Origin of the sequence: Vibrio sp. Vb2880 (genome assembly GCF_033337975.1) — a bacterium.
In the GTDB taxonomy this organism is placed as follows: domain Bacteria; phylum Pseudomonadota; class Gammaproteobacteria; order Enterobacterales; family Vibrionaceae; genus Vibrio; species Vibrio alginolyticus.
Genome location: NZ_JAWORT010000027.1, coordinates 24314 through 41239, shown reverse-complemented (window position 1 = coordinate 41239; position 16926 = coordinate 24314). Strand labels below are relative to the sequence as shown.

The window sequence follows — 16926 nt, the reverse complement described above, 5'->3', positions numbered from 1 at the left end:
CATTCGTTAGGGAAATTCTTGCAATGCGGTAACAAAAACAAAGCACTTGGTATAAAATGATGGGTTTGAATGACAGTTAATTTAGGAACGATCGGCAATGGCTGAATACGTATATACCATGTCGCGGGTGAGCAAAATTGTGCCACCTAAGCGTCAAATTCTTAAAGACATCTCTCTGAGCTTCTTCCCTGGTGCGAAAATCGGTGTTTTAGGTCTGAACGGTGCAGGTAAATCCACACTGCTACGTATCATGGCAGGTATCGACACGGATATCGACGGTGAAGCGCGTCCACAACCTGGTCTAAACGTAGGTTACCTACCTCAGGAACCAGTATTAGACGAATCAAAAACCGTTCGTGAAGTTGTTGAAGAAGCGGTTGCTGACGTTGCTGACGCTCTGAAACGTTTGGACGCAGTCTACGCAGCATACGCTGAACCAGATGCAGACTTCGACGCACTTGCAAAAGAGCAAGGCGAGCTAGAAGCCCTTATCCAAGCGAAAGATGGTCACAACCTAGAAAATGCGCTTGAGCGTGCAGCAAACGCACTACGTTTACCTGAATGGGACCAAAAAATTGCGCACCTATCAGGTGGTGAACGCCGCCGTGTGGCTATTTGTCGCTTGCTACTTTCTAAGCCAGACATGCTACTGCTTGATGAACCTACCAACCACCTAGATGCAGAATCAGTGGCTTGGCTAGAGCGCTTCTTAGTGGATTACACAGGTACTGTAGTAGCCATCACCCACGACCGTTACTTCCTAGATAACGCTGCGGGCTGGATCTTAGAACTGGACCGTGGTGAAGGTATCCCATGGGAAGGCAACTACACCTCATGGCTGGAGCAAAAAGACGCTCGTCTACAACAAGAAGCCTCCCAAGAGAGTGCTCGCCAAAAGACTATCGAGAAAGAGCTTGAGTGGGTACGTAAAAACCCTAAAGGTCGTCAAGCGAAGTCAAAAGCACGTATGGCTCGCTTTGAAGAACTGCAAAGCTCTGATCACCAAAAACGTAATGAAACCAACGAACTGTTTATCCCACCTGGTGAGCGTCTAGGTGATAAGGTTATTGAAGTGAAGAACCTGACTAAGTCATTTGACGGTCGTGTTCTGATTGATGACCTGTCATTCAGCATCCCTAAAGGTGCGATTGTTGGTATCATCGGTGCGAACGGCGCAGGTAAATCGACGCTATTCAAGATGTTAAGTGGTACTGAACAACCAGACTCGGGCACAATTGAGATGGGCGATACAGTAAAACTGGCATCGGTCGATCAGTTCCGTGACAGCATGGACGATTCTAAAACCGTATTCCAAGAGATCTCTGAAGGTGCTGATATCATTAAGATCAACAACTTCGAAATCCCAGCTCGTGCATACTGTTCACGCTTTAACTTTAAAGGCAGTGACCAACAAAAGATTATTGGTGAACTATCGGGTGGTGAGCGTAACCGTGTCCACCTTGCGAAGCTGCTTAAAGCGGGCGGTAACGTGTTGCTACTCGACGAACCAACCAACGACCTTGACGTTGAAACACTGCGTGCTCTAGAAGAAGCGTTACTAGAGTTCCCTGGTTGTGCAATGGTTATCTCGCACGACCGTTGGTTCCTTGACCGTATCGCTACCCACATCATTGACTACCGTGACGAAGGCCAAGTTAACTTCTACGAAGGTAACTACACAGAGTACATGGATTGGTTGAAGAAAACATTGGGTCCTGAAGCCGCAGAACCACACCGTATCAAATACAAGCGTATTGCGAAGTAATCGCAACCCACAAAGTTTGATTGTAATTTGTACAAAGGCCGCTATCATAGCGGCCTTTGTTTTCTTTGTTATAAAAAGAGCTCATTAGCCCGTCTCGTTCGTTAAGAACATGACATTGCACTTACGTCACTCTGTAGCGACTTCGACACTTTTCAAACAACAATCGAACATTTTTTGTTCGTATTGATATACTATTCAATTCTGTTTGACGACCTGACGAGAATATTCATATGACAGAGAGACGACGCTTTTCACGTATTCTCCATCAAGCTCCAGCTAAGATAGAACAACGTGACTTGGCAATTGAAGCTAGGATTCAAGATCTTTCCTTGCATGGTTTACTCATGAAAGTGGAAGAGACTGAGGCTTTGGATCCAACCCTTCCAGTCCATGTGACTTTTTCATTTGATCAATCCGAACAAGTGATTACGTTAAAAGCGCAAATTGTGAATGTCTCTAAGTGTGAGATTAGGTTGAAGATCGCTAAGGTAGACATCGAAAGCATTAGCCAACTAAAACGATTTATAGAATTGAATGTAGGCAATAACGACCTTCTGAATCGAGAGTTAGAGCACCTCTCTGGTTTTTAGGAGAAAAATAAATGAACGCCTATTTAAGTAACAATAACTATGTCTAAAAAAATCATCATGCAGATCCCGACGAAAGACGGCGATCAGCAGTTCTATTTGGGCCGCAGTTCGGTCCTAGCAGTATTTGCTTCAGTATTGGCATTACCCGCCGTCGTTGGTGGCGCGTGGTACCTTAATCAGCAGCAGATGCACAATAAAGACGAACTAACACAAATCATCGCCAAACTGGAAAGTGAAAAGGCCGAAGTGACGGCTCTTTACGAAGAACAGCTTGATACCAATCATTCGCTTTCCCAGTCTTTGACGGACAAAAACAATCAAATTCAGCTATTGGGCAAACGGGTATTCGACGTTGAATCGGTTTTAGGTCTCGCAGACGAAGAGTTGATGATCGATGAGAACAGCATGGGGTTAGAGGAGCGAATTGACGCAGCCGCTATCGATTCTGCTGTTCGAGCGACGATGTTCCGTTTGATACCAAATGACAGCCCAGTCACATACCAACGTATTTCTTCTTCTTACGGCAGTCGTATTAATCCGATTTCAGGTAAGAGGCATGTTCATACTGGTATCGATCTGACTTGTAAAAGAGGAGAAGAGATCCTGGCACCGGCTGACGGTGTGGTGGAAACCGTTCGCCCGAGCAATCGTGGTTATGGTAACTATGTCACCATTCGTCACTCATTTGGCTTTATGAGCTCCTTTGCTCATCTACAACGCTTCAAAGTGAAAAGCGGTCAGTTTGTTAGTAAAGGCGACATCATTGCTCAATGCGGTAACTCTGGCAACTCCACAGGGCCACACTTGCACTATGAAGTACGCTTCCTCGGACGAGCACTCAACCCTCAATACTTAATGGAGTGGACACCAGAAAACTTCAATGACGTCTTTGAAAAAGAGAAAAAAGTGAAATGGGGACCTTTGGTTCAATTGATTGATAACGTTGTACGCCTACAAGTCAATTTAACCAATTCACCCTATCGCGATACCAGTATCAACACAGTATCAAGTGAAGATACGAGTAATACTGCGACGAACTGATTTGTCCATCAACACGAAAAAGAGCAGCTTACGCTGCTCTTTTTGTTTCGGACTCTGCACGGCTAAATGACCCGTGATTAGCCGCGATGAATATTATCATTCGCCTGTTTGAGTAAGTTTTGGCTCTCATTCATAAATTGTTGAGAATAAGTACCAAACCAATCACTCACCTGCTTAAAGCTTTCGATGAATCGCGCTTTGTCTCTGCTATCCAGAATCGCTACCGCATCACCTAAACGCTGATGGAATCGCTTGATCATATCGATATTCTCTTGAGAAGAGAAAATGATATCACCGTACAAGTTCGGATCCTGACCAAACAGTCGTCCCACCATCGCCAATTCAAGGCGGTAGATTGGCGAGCTTAACTTCAACAACTGATCGATGTTCGGATTCTCTTTGCTAAGGTGCATACCGTAAGCAAACGACGTGAAGTGGCGCAGCGCCTGAATCAACGTCATGCCATGATCGTGCTCTTGTGCATCGATTTGGCACAAGCTTGCGCCCCATATCCCAAACTGTTGCAATAGCCATTGGTAATGCTCGTGACCACGGCCATCACAGTACACAATAACCTGCTTGGCAAGGCTCGGAACATCTGGGCCAAACATTGGGTGCAAACCAACCACAGGACCTTGGTGCACATTCAACATTGCTTGCAGAGGCTTCGACTTGATAGAAGTCAGGTCACACAGAATGCAGTCTTGCGGCAAGTTCCCCAGTTTTTCGATCACCCCTTCCGTTAGATGAATCGGCACCGTGACCACGACTAAACCCGCGTTGTCTAGAATCTCGTCCGCATGATCCCAGTCTTTACTGCCGAGAACTTTGACCTGGTAGCCCGACAATTTGAACATACGCCCAAACAGGCCACCCAATTGACCATTACCACCAATAATAACAACTGAGCGTAAATCAGGGTTCAAACACTTAAAACCGGAATCTTTCTCGCTGGCATAAGACTCACGCATTGTTCGACGCAGAATATCTTCAATAAGCTGTGGAGGAATTCCCATTTTTTCAGCTTCAGCGCGACGAGAAGCTAACATCGCCGCTTCGCGGTCTGGAGCATAAATTGGCAAACCATGTTCGCTTTTTACTTCCCCAACTTTCTCTACGAGCGCTAAACGCTGAGCCAATAGCTCCAACATTTGCTTGTCGACTGCATCAATCTGATCGCGTAATGCGTTAAGTTCAACTGCCATTGATGTTCCTTAAATCCTGTATTAATTAGCCTTTAGACGATTTTCTAAGAAAGGCACTAGCTCTTCATGTGCATGACGTAATAGTGCCTCAGTTGAATCCCAATTGATACATGCGTCAGTGATAGATACACCGTATTTCATCTCTTCAAGAGCTAAGTCAGAAGATTGATTTCCTTCATTGATATGGCTTTCAATCATAAGACCGATAATAGATTTATTGCCTTCACGGATTTGATGAATCACATCCTCCGCGACTAATGGCTGGCGACGGTAATCTTTACGTGAGTTGGCGTGACTGCAATCCACCATTAATGAAGCATCAAGACCAGATTTCGCCATCTCTTGCTCACACTCAGTGACTGATACCGAATCGTAGTTAGTTTGCTTGCCGCCACGTAAGATCACATGTCCATTAGCATTGCCCTGGGTGGTCAACAGTGCGACTTGTCCCTCACGGTTAATTCCCATAAAACGGTGGCTAGAGGACGCAGCTTGCATCGCGTTAATTGCGGTTGCCAAACTGCCATCGGTGCCATTCTTAAAACCGATTGGCATAGACAGGCCGCTTGCCATTTCACGGTGAGTTTGTGACTCCGTCGTACGAGCACCGATGGCTGCCCAGCTAAAAGTATCCGCCAAGTATTGTGGGCTAATTGGGTCTAGAGCCTCAGTCGCGAGCGGGATTTCCATCTCTGCCAACTCCACCAGAAGTTCGCGTCCAACATGCAGACCGTGTTCAATATCGAAACTGCCGTCTAGGTGTGGGTCATTGATCAGGCCTTTCCAGCCGACCGTGGTGCGCGGCTTCTCAAAGTAAACACGCATAACAATATACAGTTGGTCACTTAGTTGTTCAGAGAGTGCTTTAAGTCGCTTTGCGTAATCCTTCGCCGCTTCTACGTCGTGGATAGAACATGGACCGCATACAACAAGCAGGCGGTGATCCTTCTTGTGAATAATATTAGCGATAGTTTGACGAGACTCTTGAATAAAGCGACGTGCTTTTTCACTCAAAGGAAGCTTGGTTTTTAGTTCCTCCGGAGTAATAAGAACCTGTTCTTCGATAATATTAATATTGCTCAACTCACTTTTCTGCATAACTCTAACCTGTATATTTATTTTTACACCCAACCAAACCTTTGGTGAGACAACTAAGCTTTAACGACAAGATAACAGGCTAAAAAAGAAAAACAAGCGTACATAATAAAAAACATTTGGTGTAAGATTAGGTTTACAGTCAAATAAAAAGCCAAAGTATAATTAACTTTGGCTTCTCATCGCTGTTTTGAATCTTTTACAAGAGGTTTAGCTAGTCAAGCGTTTCATCGCTTCACTCGCCGCTTTCCACTCTTGAGATAGCTTAAGTTCGCTTGGAGAAAATGACTGTTTTTTCAGTAATCCATCCGCGAGTGGCACGGTTGAAACCGGTAAGTTGTCTAATACCTCAACGTGCGCTTCTCGTTTATTACACATTAACAACATATCGCAACCAGCTCTCAATGATTGAGCACCTCGCTCGGCTGGGCTGCCCATAATCGCAGCGCCTTCCATGGTCAAGTCATCCGAAAAAACCAAACCTTTAAAACCCAATTGCTGACGCAGGACCTGTTTTAACCAGTATTCAGAACCGCTGGCTGGTTGAGCATCATAATGTGGGAAAATCACGTGAGCAGGCATCATGGCATCTAAAATACCGGCATCAATTTGCGCTTTGAAGATCGCCATATCTTGTTCAAAAATATCACTGCGCTCATCGTATGGTGTTTCTAGATGTGAGTCTGCAATCACGCCACCATGTCCAGGGAAGTGCTTGCCTGTCGTTGCCATGCCAACACTCTTCATTCCCTGCATATATGCAGTGCTATAGCGAAGAATGGTATCGGCATCTTCACCGAATGCGCGGTTACCGATCGCTTTACATTGATGGCCTTGGTCAAGTACCGGGGCAAAGCTTAAATCAATATCATGGGCAATCAGCTCTGCTGCCATTAACCAACCGCCCATACGAGCAAGCTCTTCACCATTTTGATGTTTAGCGTACTCATCAGCAGCAGGAATTAATGAGAAACCTTCACGAAAGCGCTGCACTCGGCCGCCTTCTTGATCCACACCGATCAAAAACGGGCGCTTAGCCGCCTTTCGGATGGATTGAGTAAGTGCTTGAAGCTGTTCGCTATCATGATAGTTGCGAGCAAATAGAATTAAGCCACCAACCGTAGGATGCTCCAAGATTTCTTTGTCTTCAGCGGTCAGTTCATACCCCGCAACGTCAACCCATAACGGTCCCATGTTTTCTCCTCAAAATCGGCTGAATATCTCGTATTCGATGAGGTTATTCGCTTCAGATTTGCTTTACAATAAGTGAATGAAGAATTGACGAGATCGGCTATGAAATTTAACGAACTGTACATTGGTGTGATGTCTGGAACGAGTATGGATGGTGTTGATACCGCTCTAGTTGAAATAAGCGATGAGCATGTTCGCCTGATTGCGCACGACGACTACCCAATGCCCGCAGCACTAAAAGACATGCTGTTATCTGTTTGTACCGGTCAAGCAACAAATTTAAAAGCCATAGGTGAACTTGACCATCAGCTCGGCCACCTATTTGCAGATGCTGTGTTACAGCTGCTCAATAAGTCTGGTTACGTCGCAGAGCAAATTCGTGCGATTGGTAATCACGGTCAAACAGTGTTCCATCAGCCTACCGGAAACTTGCCGTTTACCACTCAATTGGGCGATGCCAACATTATCGCGGTCAAGACAGGCATTGATACGGTAGCGGATTTTCGTCGTAAAGACATGGCGCTAGGTGGACAAGGTGCCCCACTCGTCCCTGCTTTCCATAAAAGCATTTTTGCGATGCAGGATTCCACAACTGTGGTGCTTAACATTGGAGGCATTGCCAATATCTCTGTACTGCATCCAGAACAACCAGTCATTGGCTATGACACAGGCCCGGGCAATATGTTGATGGACGCATGGTGTGCGCTGCATAAAGGGCAAAGCTTCGACGAAGATGCACAATTTGCACTTAAAGGAACGGTAAACGCTACTTTGTTGACTCAATTACTCAAAGAAGCTTACCTCACCATGCCAGCCCCTAAAAGTACCGGACGAGAACTGTTCAATATTGACTGGCTGCATCAACAAGTGGTCCATCACAAGTTACCAATCGAAGACGTACAACGTACACTTTGCGAGTATTCTGCAATTACCATTGCCAACGAAGTCGACAAGTTTTCTCATGGCATCACACCTCAACTATTGGTCTGTGGCGGTGGAGCAAGAAACCCGCTTTTGATGCAACGACTGGCCAAGTTATTGCCACAATGGAGCGTTGCGACAACGGCAGAAAAAGGTGTTGATGGCGATTACATGGAAGCAATGGCGTTTGCTTGGCTTGCGCAGCGCCATATTCACGGCCTCCCTAGCAACTTACCGGAAGTTACGGGGGCAAGTCGTCTCGCTTCACTGGGTGTACTCTATTCAAAAAATTAAGGGCAATAGATCCTAAACAAAAAGGCTTAATTCATTATGACGAACGATGCACTTATCGCAGCTTTATCCCATCTGGTATCTGAAGGGCGAAACCCAGACACCATGGACATCGACTTGCTGCCTTCTCTCGATATTGTTCAACGCATCAACCAACAGGACAAACTCGTTCCTCTTGCCGTTGAAAAAGTGTTGCCTGAGATCGCTGAAGCCGTTGATAAGATCACGGAAGCATTTAAGGTCGGAGGTCGGTTGTTTTACATCGGTGCGGGTACCAGTGGTCGACTTGGCGTTTTGGACGCTTCAGAATGCCCACCAACTTTTGGCACAGATCCAGAGATGGTCGTTGGTATTATTGCCGGTGGAAAAGAGGCAATGTTCCGTGCAAAAGAAGGGGCGGAGGACGACCCTATATTAGGCGAGCAAGATCTTAAAGAGAATACGCTAACACAACGCGATGTCGTCGTTGGTATTGCGGCAAGTGGACGAACACCTTACGTGATTGGTGGCTTAGAGTATGCGAACGAGCTTGGTGCCACCACTGTAGCACTATCTTGTAACCCTGACTCTCCGATTGCAGATATTGCTGATATTGCGATTAGCCCCGTTGTTGGACCTGAAGCGTTAACGGGATCCACTCGCTTAAAATCAGGGACAGCACAAAAACTCGTACTGAACATGCTCACTACCGCAAGCATGATTCGCCTGGGCAAAAGTTATCAGAACTTAATGGTAGATGTGAAAGCGACGAATGCAAAGCTAGTTGCAAGAGCGGCTCGTATTGTTATGCAAGCAACAGATTGTACTAACCAAGAGGCTAAAACGGCGCTCAAAGAAACGGACTACGACGCCAAGTTAGCGATTTTGATGATTTTAACCGGGCTGGATAGAGAAAGCGCGACTGAGCAACTGAACGCCAAGCAAGGATATTTAAGAAAAGTCGTGATCGCGCAAACTAATCAATCTTAATCAATAAAGCGCCTCACTTATTTAAAAGTCAGGCGCCTTTTATGGCTTAATTTAGTAGTTCAATCGTTCAATGTGAGTAATACCGACTTTACCTTCAAGGTCACTGAACATATGAACCATTGCTGGGTATGGTTGTGCTCCAGGGTAGACAACTTCTGCATTACAGAAAAACGCATAGTTTTGTCCGGCTACGACTTGAGTAGCCACAACCAAAGGGGAGTATTTGACACCGACAAACCCCTCGATACCTTTAGCAAATACTTCTTTATTCTCTGCTGTGAGTTCATGAAATGGACTCCAGCCACCAGCCATTTGCGTTGACATAATGTGATTCCTTTTTTCTGTGCTCACTATCAAGCAATATGAACATAGTTTAATAAGGAAGATTTTGCCACATTTATGTGATGCAGACAGTGTAACAACGGCTTTATTGACTATTAATTTGAGTATTCATTCCAACCACGTTGCCATTCCATGCGGAATTTTTGCGCTTGCTCAGTACCTTCACAAACCCCTTCGTAATACTGACCAGATAACCCCATTTGATACGCAAAAGCAGGATTACAGTACTCACGTAAACCTTCTAAATAACCTTGGTCGTAGTCACTTTGCTTAACACTACCCAACTCACGAAGCTCGCTCATCGTGCGCGATGTGTGTCCGGTTATGCCATCTTGATATCCGATCTGATGCCAATCTCCCGACTTGGCAAGATCTGCTGTCGTTGCTGTGCATCCTGCAAGTAAAGCCAGTGCCAGACCTACCGTTACCTTTTTCATGGTTCTTCCTTAAGTAATTGTTTTCAAAAATAAGCTTACCACTAATTATTGGCGCTTGCCGCTGAGCTTGCAGATTTAACCACTGATGACTCAAATCAGCCGCTCAAGACTGTCATCAACCTTTCGCCATTTTTAAAAACCGCTCAAGCAGCATATCGACCACTCAGTGCTCTATTCGACCACTCATCTACTAACCGAATGCATTTAACACAAGTGACGCATAACATGCATCCTGAGATTAAAAAATTACCCTACCCAACTAAGACCAAGGACAATTGCTATGATGTGGTTTCTAACCTGTGTCGCAGCCCTAATCGGCGGATACTTCATCTACGGCGCTTTCGTCGAGAAGATTTTCGGCATCAATGAAAAACGCCAAACGCCAGCTCACACCAAATCGGACGGTGTTGACTTCGTTCCAATGTCAACAAAGAAAGTTTACCTAGTTCAACTACTTAACATCGCAGGTGTTGGTCCAATTTTTGGCCCGATCATGGGGGCACTATACGGTCCTGCGGCGATGCTTTGGATTGTAGTCGGTTGTATTTTTGCTGGTGCAGTACACGATTACTTCTCAGGCATGCTTTCAGTGCGTAACGGCGGTGCATCTGTACCTACCATTACAGGTCGCTACCTAGGTAATGGCGCAAAACACTTTATGAATATTTTTGCCATTGTCCTATTGCTTCTAGTTGGCGTAGTGTTCGTTTCAGCCCCTGCTGGCATGATTACTAACCTCATCAATGATCAAACAAGCTTGAGCGTAAGCATGACTACAATGGTTATTGCTATCTTTGCTTACTACATCATTGCGACGATTGTTCCTGTCGATAAAATCATTGGTCGTTTCTACCCACTGTTTGGCGCCCTACTTATCTTTATGTCTGTTGGTCTAATGACAGCCGTTGCTTTCTCTAGCGAACACACAGTAATGGGTGACTTCCAAGTTTCGGACATGTTCTCTAACCTCAACCCAAATGACATGCCGTTATGGCCTGCATTGTTCATCACTATCGCATGTGGCGCTATCTCTGGCTTCCACGCAACTCAGTCTCCACTGATGGCGCGTTGTATGGAAAATGAGAAAAACGGTCGCTTCGTATTCTACGGTGCAATGATTGGTGAAGGTGTTATCGCGCTAATTTGGTGTGCTATCGCTCTGTCTTTCTTCGGCTCTCTAGACGCTCTATCAGAAGCTGTGAAAAACGGTGGCCCTGGTAACGTGGTATACAGCGCATCATTTGGTCTGCTAGGTGTGTTCGGTGGTATCCTTGCGTTCCTGGGTGTGGTTATCCTACCAATTACGTCTGGCGATACAGCGTTCCGTTCAAGCCGCTTGATCCTTGCTGAATACTTCAACATGGAACAAAAAACGCTACGTAACCGTCTACTGATGGCACTTCCACTGTTCGTTATCGGCGGTATCTTAACTCAAGTAGACTTCGGCATTATCTGGCGCTACTTCGGTTTTGCAAACCAAACAACAGCGGTAATGATGCTTTGGACTGCGTCCGCTTACCTACTGCGTCACAACAAGCTGCACTGGATTACCACTATCCCAGCTATCTTCATGACCACGGTATGTGTCACGTTCATCTTAAACAACAGCTCGCTAGGTTTTGGTCTGCCAATGCAACTATCAACTATCGTAGGTATTGTGTTTGCCCTAGCTGTGACAGGTTACGTTATCAAAACCTCTAAGGGTAAAGGTGAAACTGAACTGGCTGACGAAGAGAAACCACAAGCCGTATCAGAAACAGCGTAATACTCGTCACATCTGAGTGACTAAGATAGGAGCCTGCCAATTGCAGGCTCTTTTTGTTTTATACCCAAGTCACTTTAAGGTTCAGAAAGCACAGCGCAGCATCATTTACTTAGCTGTTCTTATCTATCTGAGCCAAGCATCTTGAGGTTACTTAGGTATACAATAACAACATTGATTCTAGGTTAGGTTCACTATGGAACTGGTCATCTCCCTTTTACAACAGATGTGTGTGTACTTAGTTTTGGCTTACATGCTAAGTAAAACGCCAATCATCTTACCTTTGCTGAGTATTTCTTCGCGCTTAAGCCACCGCCTAATTTGTTACGTACTCTTCTCTGGCTTTTGTATTCTCGGCACCTATTTCGGTCTGCACATCAACGATGCTATTGCCAATACTCGTGCGATCGGCGCAGTTATGGGCGGGCTGTTTGGTGGACCTGTTGTAGGTTTCGCCGTCGGATTTACTGGTGGCATCCATCGATACTCTCTTGGTGGCTTTACTGACCTAGCCTGCGCAATTTCAACCACCGCCGAGGGCGTAATTGGTGGCTTGCTCCACGTTTACCTTATCAAGCGAAATAAAGGCGCATTGCTGTTTAATCCAAGCGTCGTATTCAGCGTCACGTTTGTTGCAGAAGTGGTGCAAATGATTTTGCTGCTCGCCGTCGCGAAACCTTTTGATCAAGCCTATGAACTGGTGTCCGCTATTGCAGCGCCTATGATCATCGCGAACTCATTTGGTGCGGCGTTGTTCATGAGTATCCTGCAAGACAGAAAAGCAATCTTTGAAAAGTTTTCTGCGACGTTTTCGCGTCGAGCGCTCACCATTGCTGATCGCTCAGTGGGAATTCTAAGCAACGGCTTCAACACCGAAAACGCAGAGAAAATCGCACGTATTATTTACGAAGAAACCAAAGTGGGCGCTGTCGCGATTACTGACCAAGAAAAGATCTTGGCGTTTGTGGGCATTGGCGATGATCACCATAAACCAAACACGCCGATTTCATCGCAAAGCACATTAGACTCCATGGAGAAAAACGACATCATTTATCTTGATGGCGCGGAGCGTCCATACCAATGCTCCATTGCAAAAGATTGCAAGCTCGGATCTGCGCTGATCATCCCACTGCGTGCCGGGAAAGAGGTCATTGGTACCATAAAGCTGTATGAACCGAAGCGTAAATTGTTCTCGACGGCCAACATGTCGATGGCGGAAGGAATAGCCCAGCTTCTATCTAGCCAAATCCTTTATGGCGATTACCAACAACAACAAGCCTTACTCGCCCAAGCAGAAATCAAATTGCTTCACGCTCAGGTGAATCCACACTTTTTGTTTAATGCTCTCAATACTATTAGTGCGATTACTCGTCGTGACCCTGACAAAGCGCGCGAGCTAATCCAAAATCTATCGCACTTCTTCCGCAGCAATTTAAAGCAGAACATTAATACCGTGACGTTAAAGGAAGAGCTTGCACATGTGAACTCGTACTTGAGCATCGAAAAAGCGCGTTTTACGGACCGCTTAGAGGTTGAAATCGATATTCAACCTGAATTGCTGGACATCAAATTACCAAGCTTTACACTCCAGCCTTTGGTTGAGAATGCCATTAAGCATGGCATTTCAAACATGCTTGAAGGTGGTAAAGTTCACATACACAGCGAAGCACACCCACAAGGTCACTTGATTACCGTCGAAGACAACGCAGGCAGTTTTGAGCCGCCAAAAAAAAACCACTCAGGGCTAGGTTTAGAAATTGTCGACAAACGTCTCACTAATCAATTTGGACGTGATGCAGCGCTAAAAATTACGTGCGAGCCACATCAATTTACTAAAATGAGCTTTATTATTCCCCCAAAATCATAAAAGCACGCTGAAGCAATAAAGGTAATGTTGGATGTTAACCGCACTCGTCATTGATGATGAACAGTTTGCTCGTGAAGAGCTAGCAGAGTTACTGGATGAAACAGGCCAAGTTGAGGTCGTGGGCGATGCCTCAAACGCAATCCTTGGCCTAAAAAAAATCAATGAACTCAAGCCTGATGTGGTGTTTCTCGATATCCAAATGCCTCAAGTCACGGGGATTGAATTACTAGGGATGCTTGATCCAGAAACCATGCCTTATGTGGTTTTTGTCACGGCTTATGATCAGTATGCGATTCAAGCATTTGAAGACAATGCCTTTGATTACTTGCTCAAACCTGTCGACCCATGCCGGCTAACTAAAACGGTCAAACGACTAAACAAAGTCATTAGCCAATCCGCCCTAACGCAACAACTGTCTGCTATTACACCTGACACGTTGGATCAGATACCGTGCATCGGACACAACCGCATCGTTATCATGGCCACCGACACGGTGGAATGTGCTTACAGTGATATCAGCGGCGTGCATGTACGCTCCACCAGCCAAACCGCGAGCACCCAACTGACATTAAAAACGTTGGAAGAGAAAACCCCTCTAGTCCGCTGCCATCGTCAATACTTAGTCAGTATTAAAGCGATTAGCGAAATCAAGTTACTGGAAAATGGGTTAGCGGAAATCATCACCAAAACAGGCTTTGAGATACCAGTAAGCCGCCGCTACTTAAAGGTGCTCAAAGAGATGCTCGGCATTAGCCACTAACACAAAAACTTCACACATCATCGCTGAGTTTCCGCTAGCGTATAAATAGGACGCTCTGAAAAGACGAGGCGATGATGTATAAAGTTTTATTCATATGTAAGCACAACGCTGGACGAAGCGTCCTCGCGGAGTCAATCGCAACCAATATCCTGCCAGCAGATTTTAGTGTCACCAGTGGAGGCTCACATCCCACAGGCAAGGTGCACCCAGTGGTGCAAAAATATTTAGATGACCACCAACTCCCCATTCCGCATATCCACACGCATTCATGGGAGGAGCGAACTCAGTTTCTTCCCGACATCGTTATTATTCTCTGTGATTCTTTACATCAAGAAACTGCTCCTCAGTGGCTTGCAGGTGGTGTTCGAGTAAACTGGCAAGTTGATGCTTTTCCGACCGATGGTTCTGATGAAGACATGTACGCACATTGCGAAAAGGTTGCTCAATCGCTTGAGCGAAGAATCACGAAGATGTCTGATATGATTATCGATGGTTTAGGAAAAGACCAAATTCGTGATTACCTAAATGAGTTAAGAGAGATGTAAAAAAGGCGACCCACAGGTCGCCTTTTGAATATTCGATAAATGGAGACTAATCCACTTGCTTGATTTGCAGTTCTTTAGGTACTTCAAAGAACATATTCTCTTCACGGCCAAGTACTTCATCAACCGCTTCGGCACCGACGAGTTCTTTGATTCGCTCTAGAATCTGATTAACGAGCTCTTCCGGAGCAGATGCTCCCGCAGTCACGCCGACCTTTGTTTTGCCTTCGAACCACTCAGGTTTGATATCTTCCGGACAGTCGGTTAAGTAGCCAGGTGTCCCTAGCTTTTCAGCTAGCTCTTTAAGACGTGTAGAGTTTGATGAGTTTTTAGAACCCACCACAACCATCACATCTACGTCACCAGCTAATTCACGTACCGCATCTTGCCGGTTTTGTGTCGCGTAACAGATATCGTCTTTACGTGGACCTTGGATATCTGGGAACACGCGGCGTAGCTCTTCGATAACATCGGCAGTTTCATCGACAGAAAGCGTCGTTTGGCTTACGTAATGAAGATCGGATGGATCTTTCACAATCGCCTTCAGTTTCTCAACATCGGCTGGAGTTTCAACCAAGTACATACCACCGGTTTCACTCGCGTATTGCCCCATCGTACCTTCGACTTCAGGGTGACCTGCGTGACCAATCAGAACCACTTCCATATTACGACGGCTCGCACGCGCCACTTCCATATGCACTTTAGTTACTAAAGGACACGTTGCGTCAAATACGGTCAAATCACGCAGCTTGGCTTCCTGACGAACTGCCTGCGATACACCATGAGCAGAAAAAATCACAATGTTGTTGTCTGGCACTTCATGCAGCTCTTCAACGAATATAGCACCACGTTGTTTTAGCCCTTCAACCACAAAACGGTTATGCACCACTTCATGACGCACATAAATCGGTGGCTGATACATCTCTAGCGCACGCTCTACGATGCTAATCGCACGGTCTACACCAGCACAAAAGCCGCGTGGGTTAGCTAATAGGATTTTCATTTCATTGCTCATGGAAATTATCTTTATTGGGTTCGCTATTCTACTGACAAAATTTCAACTTCGAAAGTCACGTCTTGTCCCGCTAGAGGATGGTTGAAGTCCACAGTGACAGAATCGCCTGCAATCTCTGTAATAATGCCCGGGATTTCCATGCCATCAGGGCCACTGAAGGCCATGATTGTACCAACTTCCACTTCTGCATCACCTACAAATTTAGTGCGATCCATATAGTGAATATGATCAGGGTTTGGCATACCAAACGCGTCTTCTGCCTTTAGCTCAATCGCTTTTTGTGCGCCTGTTTCGAGGCCTATCAAGCACTGCTCAAAGTTTTCACTCAAGCTGCCATCACCCATAACAAATTTCGCTGGTTTACCCATGTTATGAGTACTATCTGCAACCGATCCGTCTTTCATTTTAATCGTAAAGTGAAGGGTTACTACAGATTCATTGGTTATTGTTGTCACGTTAATGCTTCCTTGTTCTTGGGTTATTACGCTGTCAGCTTGGTCTTTTTATACATTGATATGCTGATTGGCGCTCCAACATAATAAAAAGCGTCGCTCGAATCAACGGACGACGCTTAGGGTTATTCGATATACCGCAAAAGATTACTTGTCAGCGTCTTTTTTACGGAAGCCATCCAGAATAATCATTGCCGCACCAATACAGATCGCCATGTCAGCAAGGTTGAATGCTGGCCAGTGGTAGTTACCCCAGAAGAAGTCTAGGTAATCAACAACAAAGCCATGAACGACGCGGTCAAACACGTTGCCCACAGCACCACCAATAATCAGTGCATAAGCAATGTTGTTCCATTTTTCTTTTGCTGGAAGCTTACTCATCCAGTAGGTCAAAAGACCCGTAACAACAAACGCGATACCTGTAAATAACCAGCGCTGCCAACCAGCTTGATCGCTCAAGAAGCTGAAAGCGGCACCGTAGTTATGAACGTAAAGTAGGTTGAAGAATGGCAACACCTCAATTCGGTTTGCCCATCCGTAGCCCATGTTGTCCATCACCACCAATTTGATGCCAATATCTGCAATAAATACCAGAATTGCTAACCACAGCCAGCGAACTCCAGATTGCTTTAACGTCAGTGCTTTTTCACTCATTACTTTACCTACAAACAGCCCCAGTAA

The 16926-nt window shown here is 45.6% G+C and carries 17 protein-coding genes; 9 read left to right on the top strand and 8 right to left on the bottom strand.

Translation table 11 applies throughout. The annotated features are described in order from the left end of the window. Window positions 1-97 precede the first annotated feature (97 nt). From ettA to R7M92_RS21630, 3 genes are all read left to right on the top strand, one after another. Complete coding sequence (gene ettA, locus R7M92_RS21640) at window positions 98-1765, top strand: energy-dependent translational throttle protein EttA (protein WP_005381894.1); 1668 nt, start codon at window positions 98-100, stop codon at window positions 1763-1765. A 230-nt stretch (window positions 1766-1995) separates the two neighbouring features. Next, window positions 1996-2355 carry a PilZ domain-containing protein gene (locus R7M92_RS21635; RefSeq protein WP_031781006.1) on the top strand — a complete coding sequence of 120 codons (360 nt, stop codon included), beginning with the start codon at window positions 1996-1998 and terminating at the stop codon, window positions 2353-2355. 39 nt (window positions 2356-2394) lie between these two features. Further along, on the top strand, window positions 2395-3396 hold the full coding sequence (locus tag R7M92_RS21630) for a M23 family metallopeptidase (RefSeq protein ID WP_005381900.1): 1002 nt from the start codon (window positions 2395-2397) through the stop codon (window positions 3394-3396). A 77-nt stretch (window positions 3397-3473) separates the two neighbouring features. Here R7M92_RS21630 and tyrA read toward each other — a convergent pair whose 3' ends face one another. The 3 genes from tyrA to nagZ form a co-directional block, all read right to left on the bottom strand. Continuing rightward, window positions 3474-4601: a bifunctional chorismate mutase/prephenate dehydrogenase gene (tyrA, locus tag R7M92_RS21625; protein ID WP_005381901.1), complete on the bottom strand. Its 1128-nt coding sequence runs from the start codon at window positions 4599-4601 to the stop codon at window positions 3474-3476. A gap of 21 nt (window positions 4602-4622) precedes the next feature. Continuing rightward, entirely contained in the window at window positions 4623-5699 is a 1077-nt protein-coding gene (locus R7M92_RS21620; RefSeq protein ID WP_005381904.1) for a 3-deoxy-7-phosphoheptulonate synthase, read from the bottom strand. 207 nt (window positions 5700-5906) lie between these two features. Continuing rightward, the gene (nagZ, locus tag R7M92_RS21615; protein WP_318134267.1) at window positions 5907-6890 is read right to left on the bottom strand and encodes a beta-N-acetylhexosaminidase; all 984 of its coding nucleotides are present in this window, start codon (window positions 6888-6890) and stop codon (window positions 5907-5909) included. 99 nt (window positions 6891-6989) lie between these two features. On the opposite strand from nagZ, the gene R7M92_RS21610 reads away from it, so the two are divergent. Further along, window positions 6990-8102, top strand: coding sequence for an anhydro-N-acetylmuramic acid kinase (locus tag R7M92_RS21610; RefSeq protein WP_318134265.1), 1113 nt, complete (start codon window positions 6990-6992; stop codon window positions 8100-8102). A gap of 36 nt (window positions 8103-8138) precedes the next feature. Continuing rightward, window positions 8139-9068, top strand: a complete 930-nt coding sequence (gene murQ, locus R7M92_RS21605; protein WP_318134263.1) for an N-acetylmuramic acid 6-phosphate etherase — start codon at window positions 8139-8141, stop codon at window positions 9066-9068. A gap of 51 nt (window positions 9069-9119) precedes the next feature. Here the strand turns inward: murQ and R7M92_RS21600 are convergent, their stop codons facing one another. Both R7M92_RS21600 and R7M92_RS21595 read right to left on the bottom strand, forming a co-directional pair. Then, entirely contained in the window at window positions 9120-9392 is a 273-nt protein-coding gene (locus R7M92_RS21600; protein WP_005381911.1) for a hypothetical protein, read from the bottom strand. A gap of 113 nt (window positions 9393-9505) precedes the next feature. Beyond that, window positions 9506-9847, bottom strand: coding sequence for a DUF2799 domain-containing protein (locus R7M92_RS21595; protein ID WP_005381912.1), 342 nt, complete (start codon window positions 9845-9847; stop codon window positions 9506-9508). A 280-nt stretch (window positions 9848-10127) separates the two neighbouring features. Between R7M92_RS21595 and R7M92_RS21590 the strand changes: the two genes are divergently transcribed. The 4 genes from R7M92_RS21590 (at window position 10128) to R7M92_RS21575 (ending at window position 14781) form a co-directional block, all read left to right on the top strand. Continuing rightward, complete coding sequence (locus tag R7M92_RS21590; protein ID WP_005381914.1) at window positions 10128-11612, top strand: carbon starvation protein A; 1485 nt, start codon at window positions 10128-10130, stop codon at window positions 11610-11612. 193 nt (window positions 11613-11805) lie between these two features. Continuing rightward, the gene (locus tag R7M92_RS21585) at window positions 11806-13476 is read left to right on the top strand and encodes a sensor histidine kinase (RefSeq protein ID WP_262634222.1); all 1671 of its coding nucleotides are present in this window, start codon (window positions 11806-11808) and stop codon (window positions 13474-13476) included. 31 nt (window positions 13477-13507) lie between these two features. Beyond that, window positions 13508-14236, top strand: coding sequence for a two-component system response regulator BtsR (gene btsR, locus R7M92_RS21580; protein ID WP_005381917.1), 729 nt, complete (start codon window positions 13508-13510; stop codon window positions 14234-14236). Between the two features lie 71 nt (window positions 14237-14307). Next, on the top strand, window positions 14308-14781 hold the full coding sequence (locus tag R7M92_RS21575; RefSeq protein ID WP_017636163.1) for a low molecular weight phosphatase family protein: 474 nt from the start codon (window positions 14308-14310) through the stop codon (window positions 14779-14781). Between the two features lie 46 nt (window positions 14782-14827). On the opposite strand, the gene ispH is transcribed toward R7M92_RS21575, so the two are convergent. From ispH to lspA, 3 genes are all read right to left on the bottom strand, one after another. Next, window positions 14828-15793 carry a 4-hydroxy-3-methylbut-2-enyl diphosphate reductase gene (ispH, locus tag R7M92_RS21570; protein WP_017636164.1) on the bottom strand — a complete coding sequence of 322 codons (966 nt, stop codon included), beginning with the start codon at window positions 15791-15793 and terminating at the stop codon, window positions 14828-14830. 23 nt (window positions 15794-15816) lie between these two features. Further along, on the bottom strand, window positions 15817-16248 hold the full coding sequence (gene fkpB / locus R7M92_RS21565; RefSeq protein WP_005381922.1) for an FKBP-type peptidyl-prolyl cis-trans isomerase: 432 nt from the start codon (window positions 16246-16248) through the stop codon (window positions 15817-15819). Between the two features lie 144 nt (window positions 16249-16392). Beyond that, window positions 16393-16899: a signal peptidase II gene (lspA, locus tag R7M92_RS21560; protein ID WP_005385948.1), complete on the bottom strand. Its 507-nt coding sequence runs from the start codon at window positions 16897-16899 to the stop codon at window positions 16393-16395. Between the last annotated feature and the right edge of the window lie 27 nt (window positions 16900-16926).

Bases quoted from the DNA above. Each gene is read 5' to 3' on its own strand.
- R7M92_RS21575 (WP_017636163.1), top strand. From the start codon at position 14,308: ATGATGTATAAAGTTTTATTCATATGTAAGCACAACGCTGGACGAAGC.
- R7M92_RS21600 (WP_005381911.1), bottom strand. From the start codon at position 9,392: ATGTCAACGCAAATGGCTGGTGGCTGGAGTCCATTTCATGAACTCACA.
- R7M92_RS21585 (WP_262634222.1), top strand. From the start codon at position 11,806: ATGGAACTGGTCATCTCCCTTTTACAACAGATGTGTGTGTACTTAGTT.
- tyrA (WP_005381901.1), bottom strand. From the start codon at position 4,601: ATGGCAGTTGAACTTAACGCATTACGCGATCAGATTGATGCAGTCGAC.
- R7M92_RS21595 (WP_005381912.1), bottom strand. From the start codon at position 9,847: ATGAAAAAGGTAACGGTAGGTCTGGCACTGGCTTTACTTGCAGGATGC.
- R7M92_RS21635 (WP_031781006.1), top strand. From the start codon at position 1,996: ATGACAGAGAGACGACGCTTTTCACGTATTCTCCATCAAGCTCCAGCT.
- R7M92_RS21630 (WP_005381900.1), top strand. From the start codon at position 2,395: ATGTCTAAAAAAATCATCATGCAGATCCCGACGAAAGACGGCGATCAG.
- R7M92_RS21620 (WP_005381904.1), bottom strand. From the start codon at position 5,699: ATGCAGAAAAGTGAGTTGAGCAATATTAATATTATCGAAGAACAGGTT.
- R7M92_RS21610 (WP_318134265.1), top strand. From the start codon at position 6,990: ATGAAATTTAACGAACTGTACATTGGTGTGATGTCTGGAACGAGTATG.
- R7M92_RS21590 (WP_005381914.1), top strand. From the start codon at position 10,128: ATGATGTGGTTTCTAACCTGTGTCGCAGCCCTAATCGGCGGATACTTC.
- nagZ (WP_318134267.1), bottom strand. From the start codon at position 6,890: ATGGGACCGTTATGGGTTGACGTTGCGGGGTATGAACTGACCGCTGAA.
- btsR (WP_005381917.1), top strand. From the start codon at position 13,508: ATGTTAACCGCACTCGTCATTGATGATGAACAGTTTGCTCGTGAAGAG.
- murQ (WP_318134263.1), top strand. From the start codon at position 8,139: ATGACGAACGATGCACTTATCGCAGCTTTATCCCATCTGGTATCTGAA.
- lspA (WP_005385948.1), bottom strand. From the start codon at position 16,899: ATGAGTGAAAAAGCACTGACGTTAAAGCAATCTGGAGTTCGCTGGCTG.
- ispH (WP_017636164.1), bottom strand. From the start codon at position 15,793: ATGAGCAATGAAATGAAAATCCTATTAGCTAACCCACGCGGCTTTTGT.
- ettA (WP_005381894.1), top strand. From the start codon at position 98: ATGGCTGAATACGTATATACCATGTCGCGGGTGAGCAAAATTGTGCCA.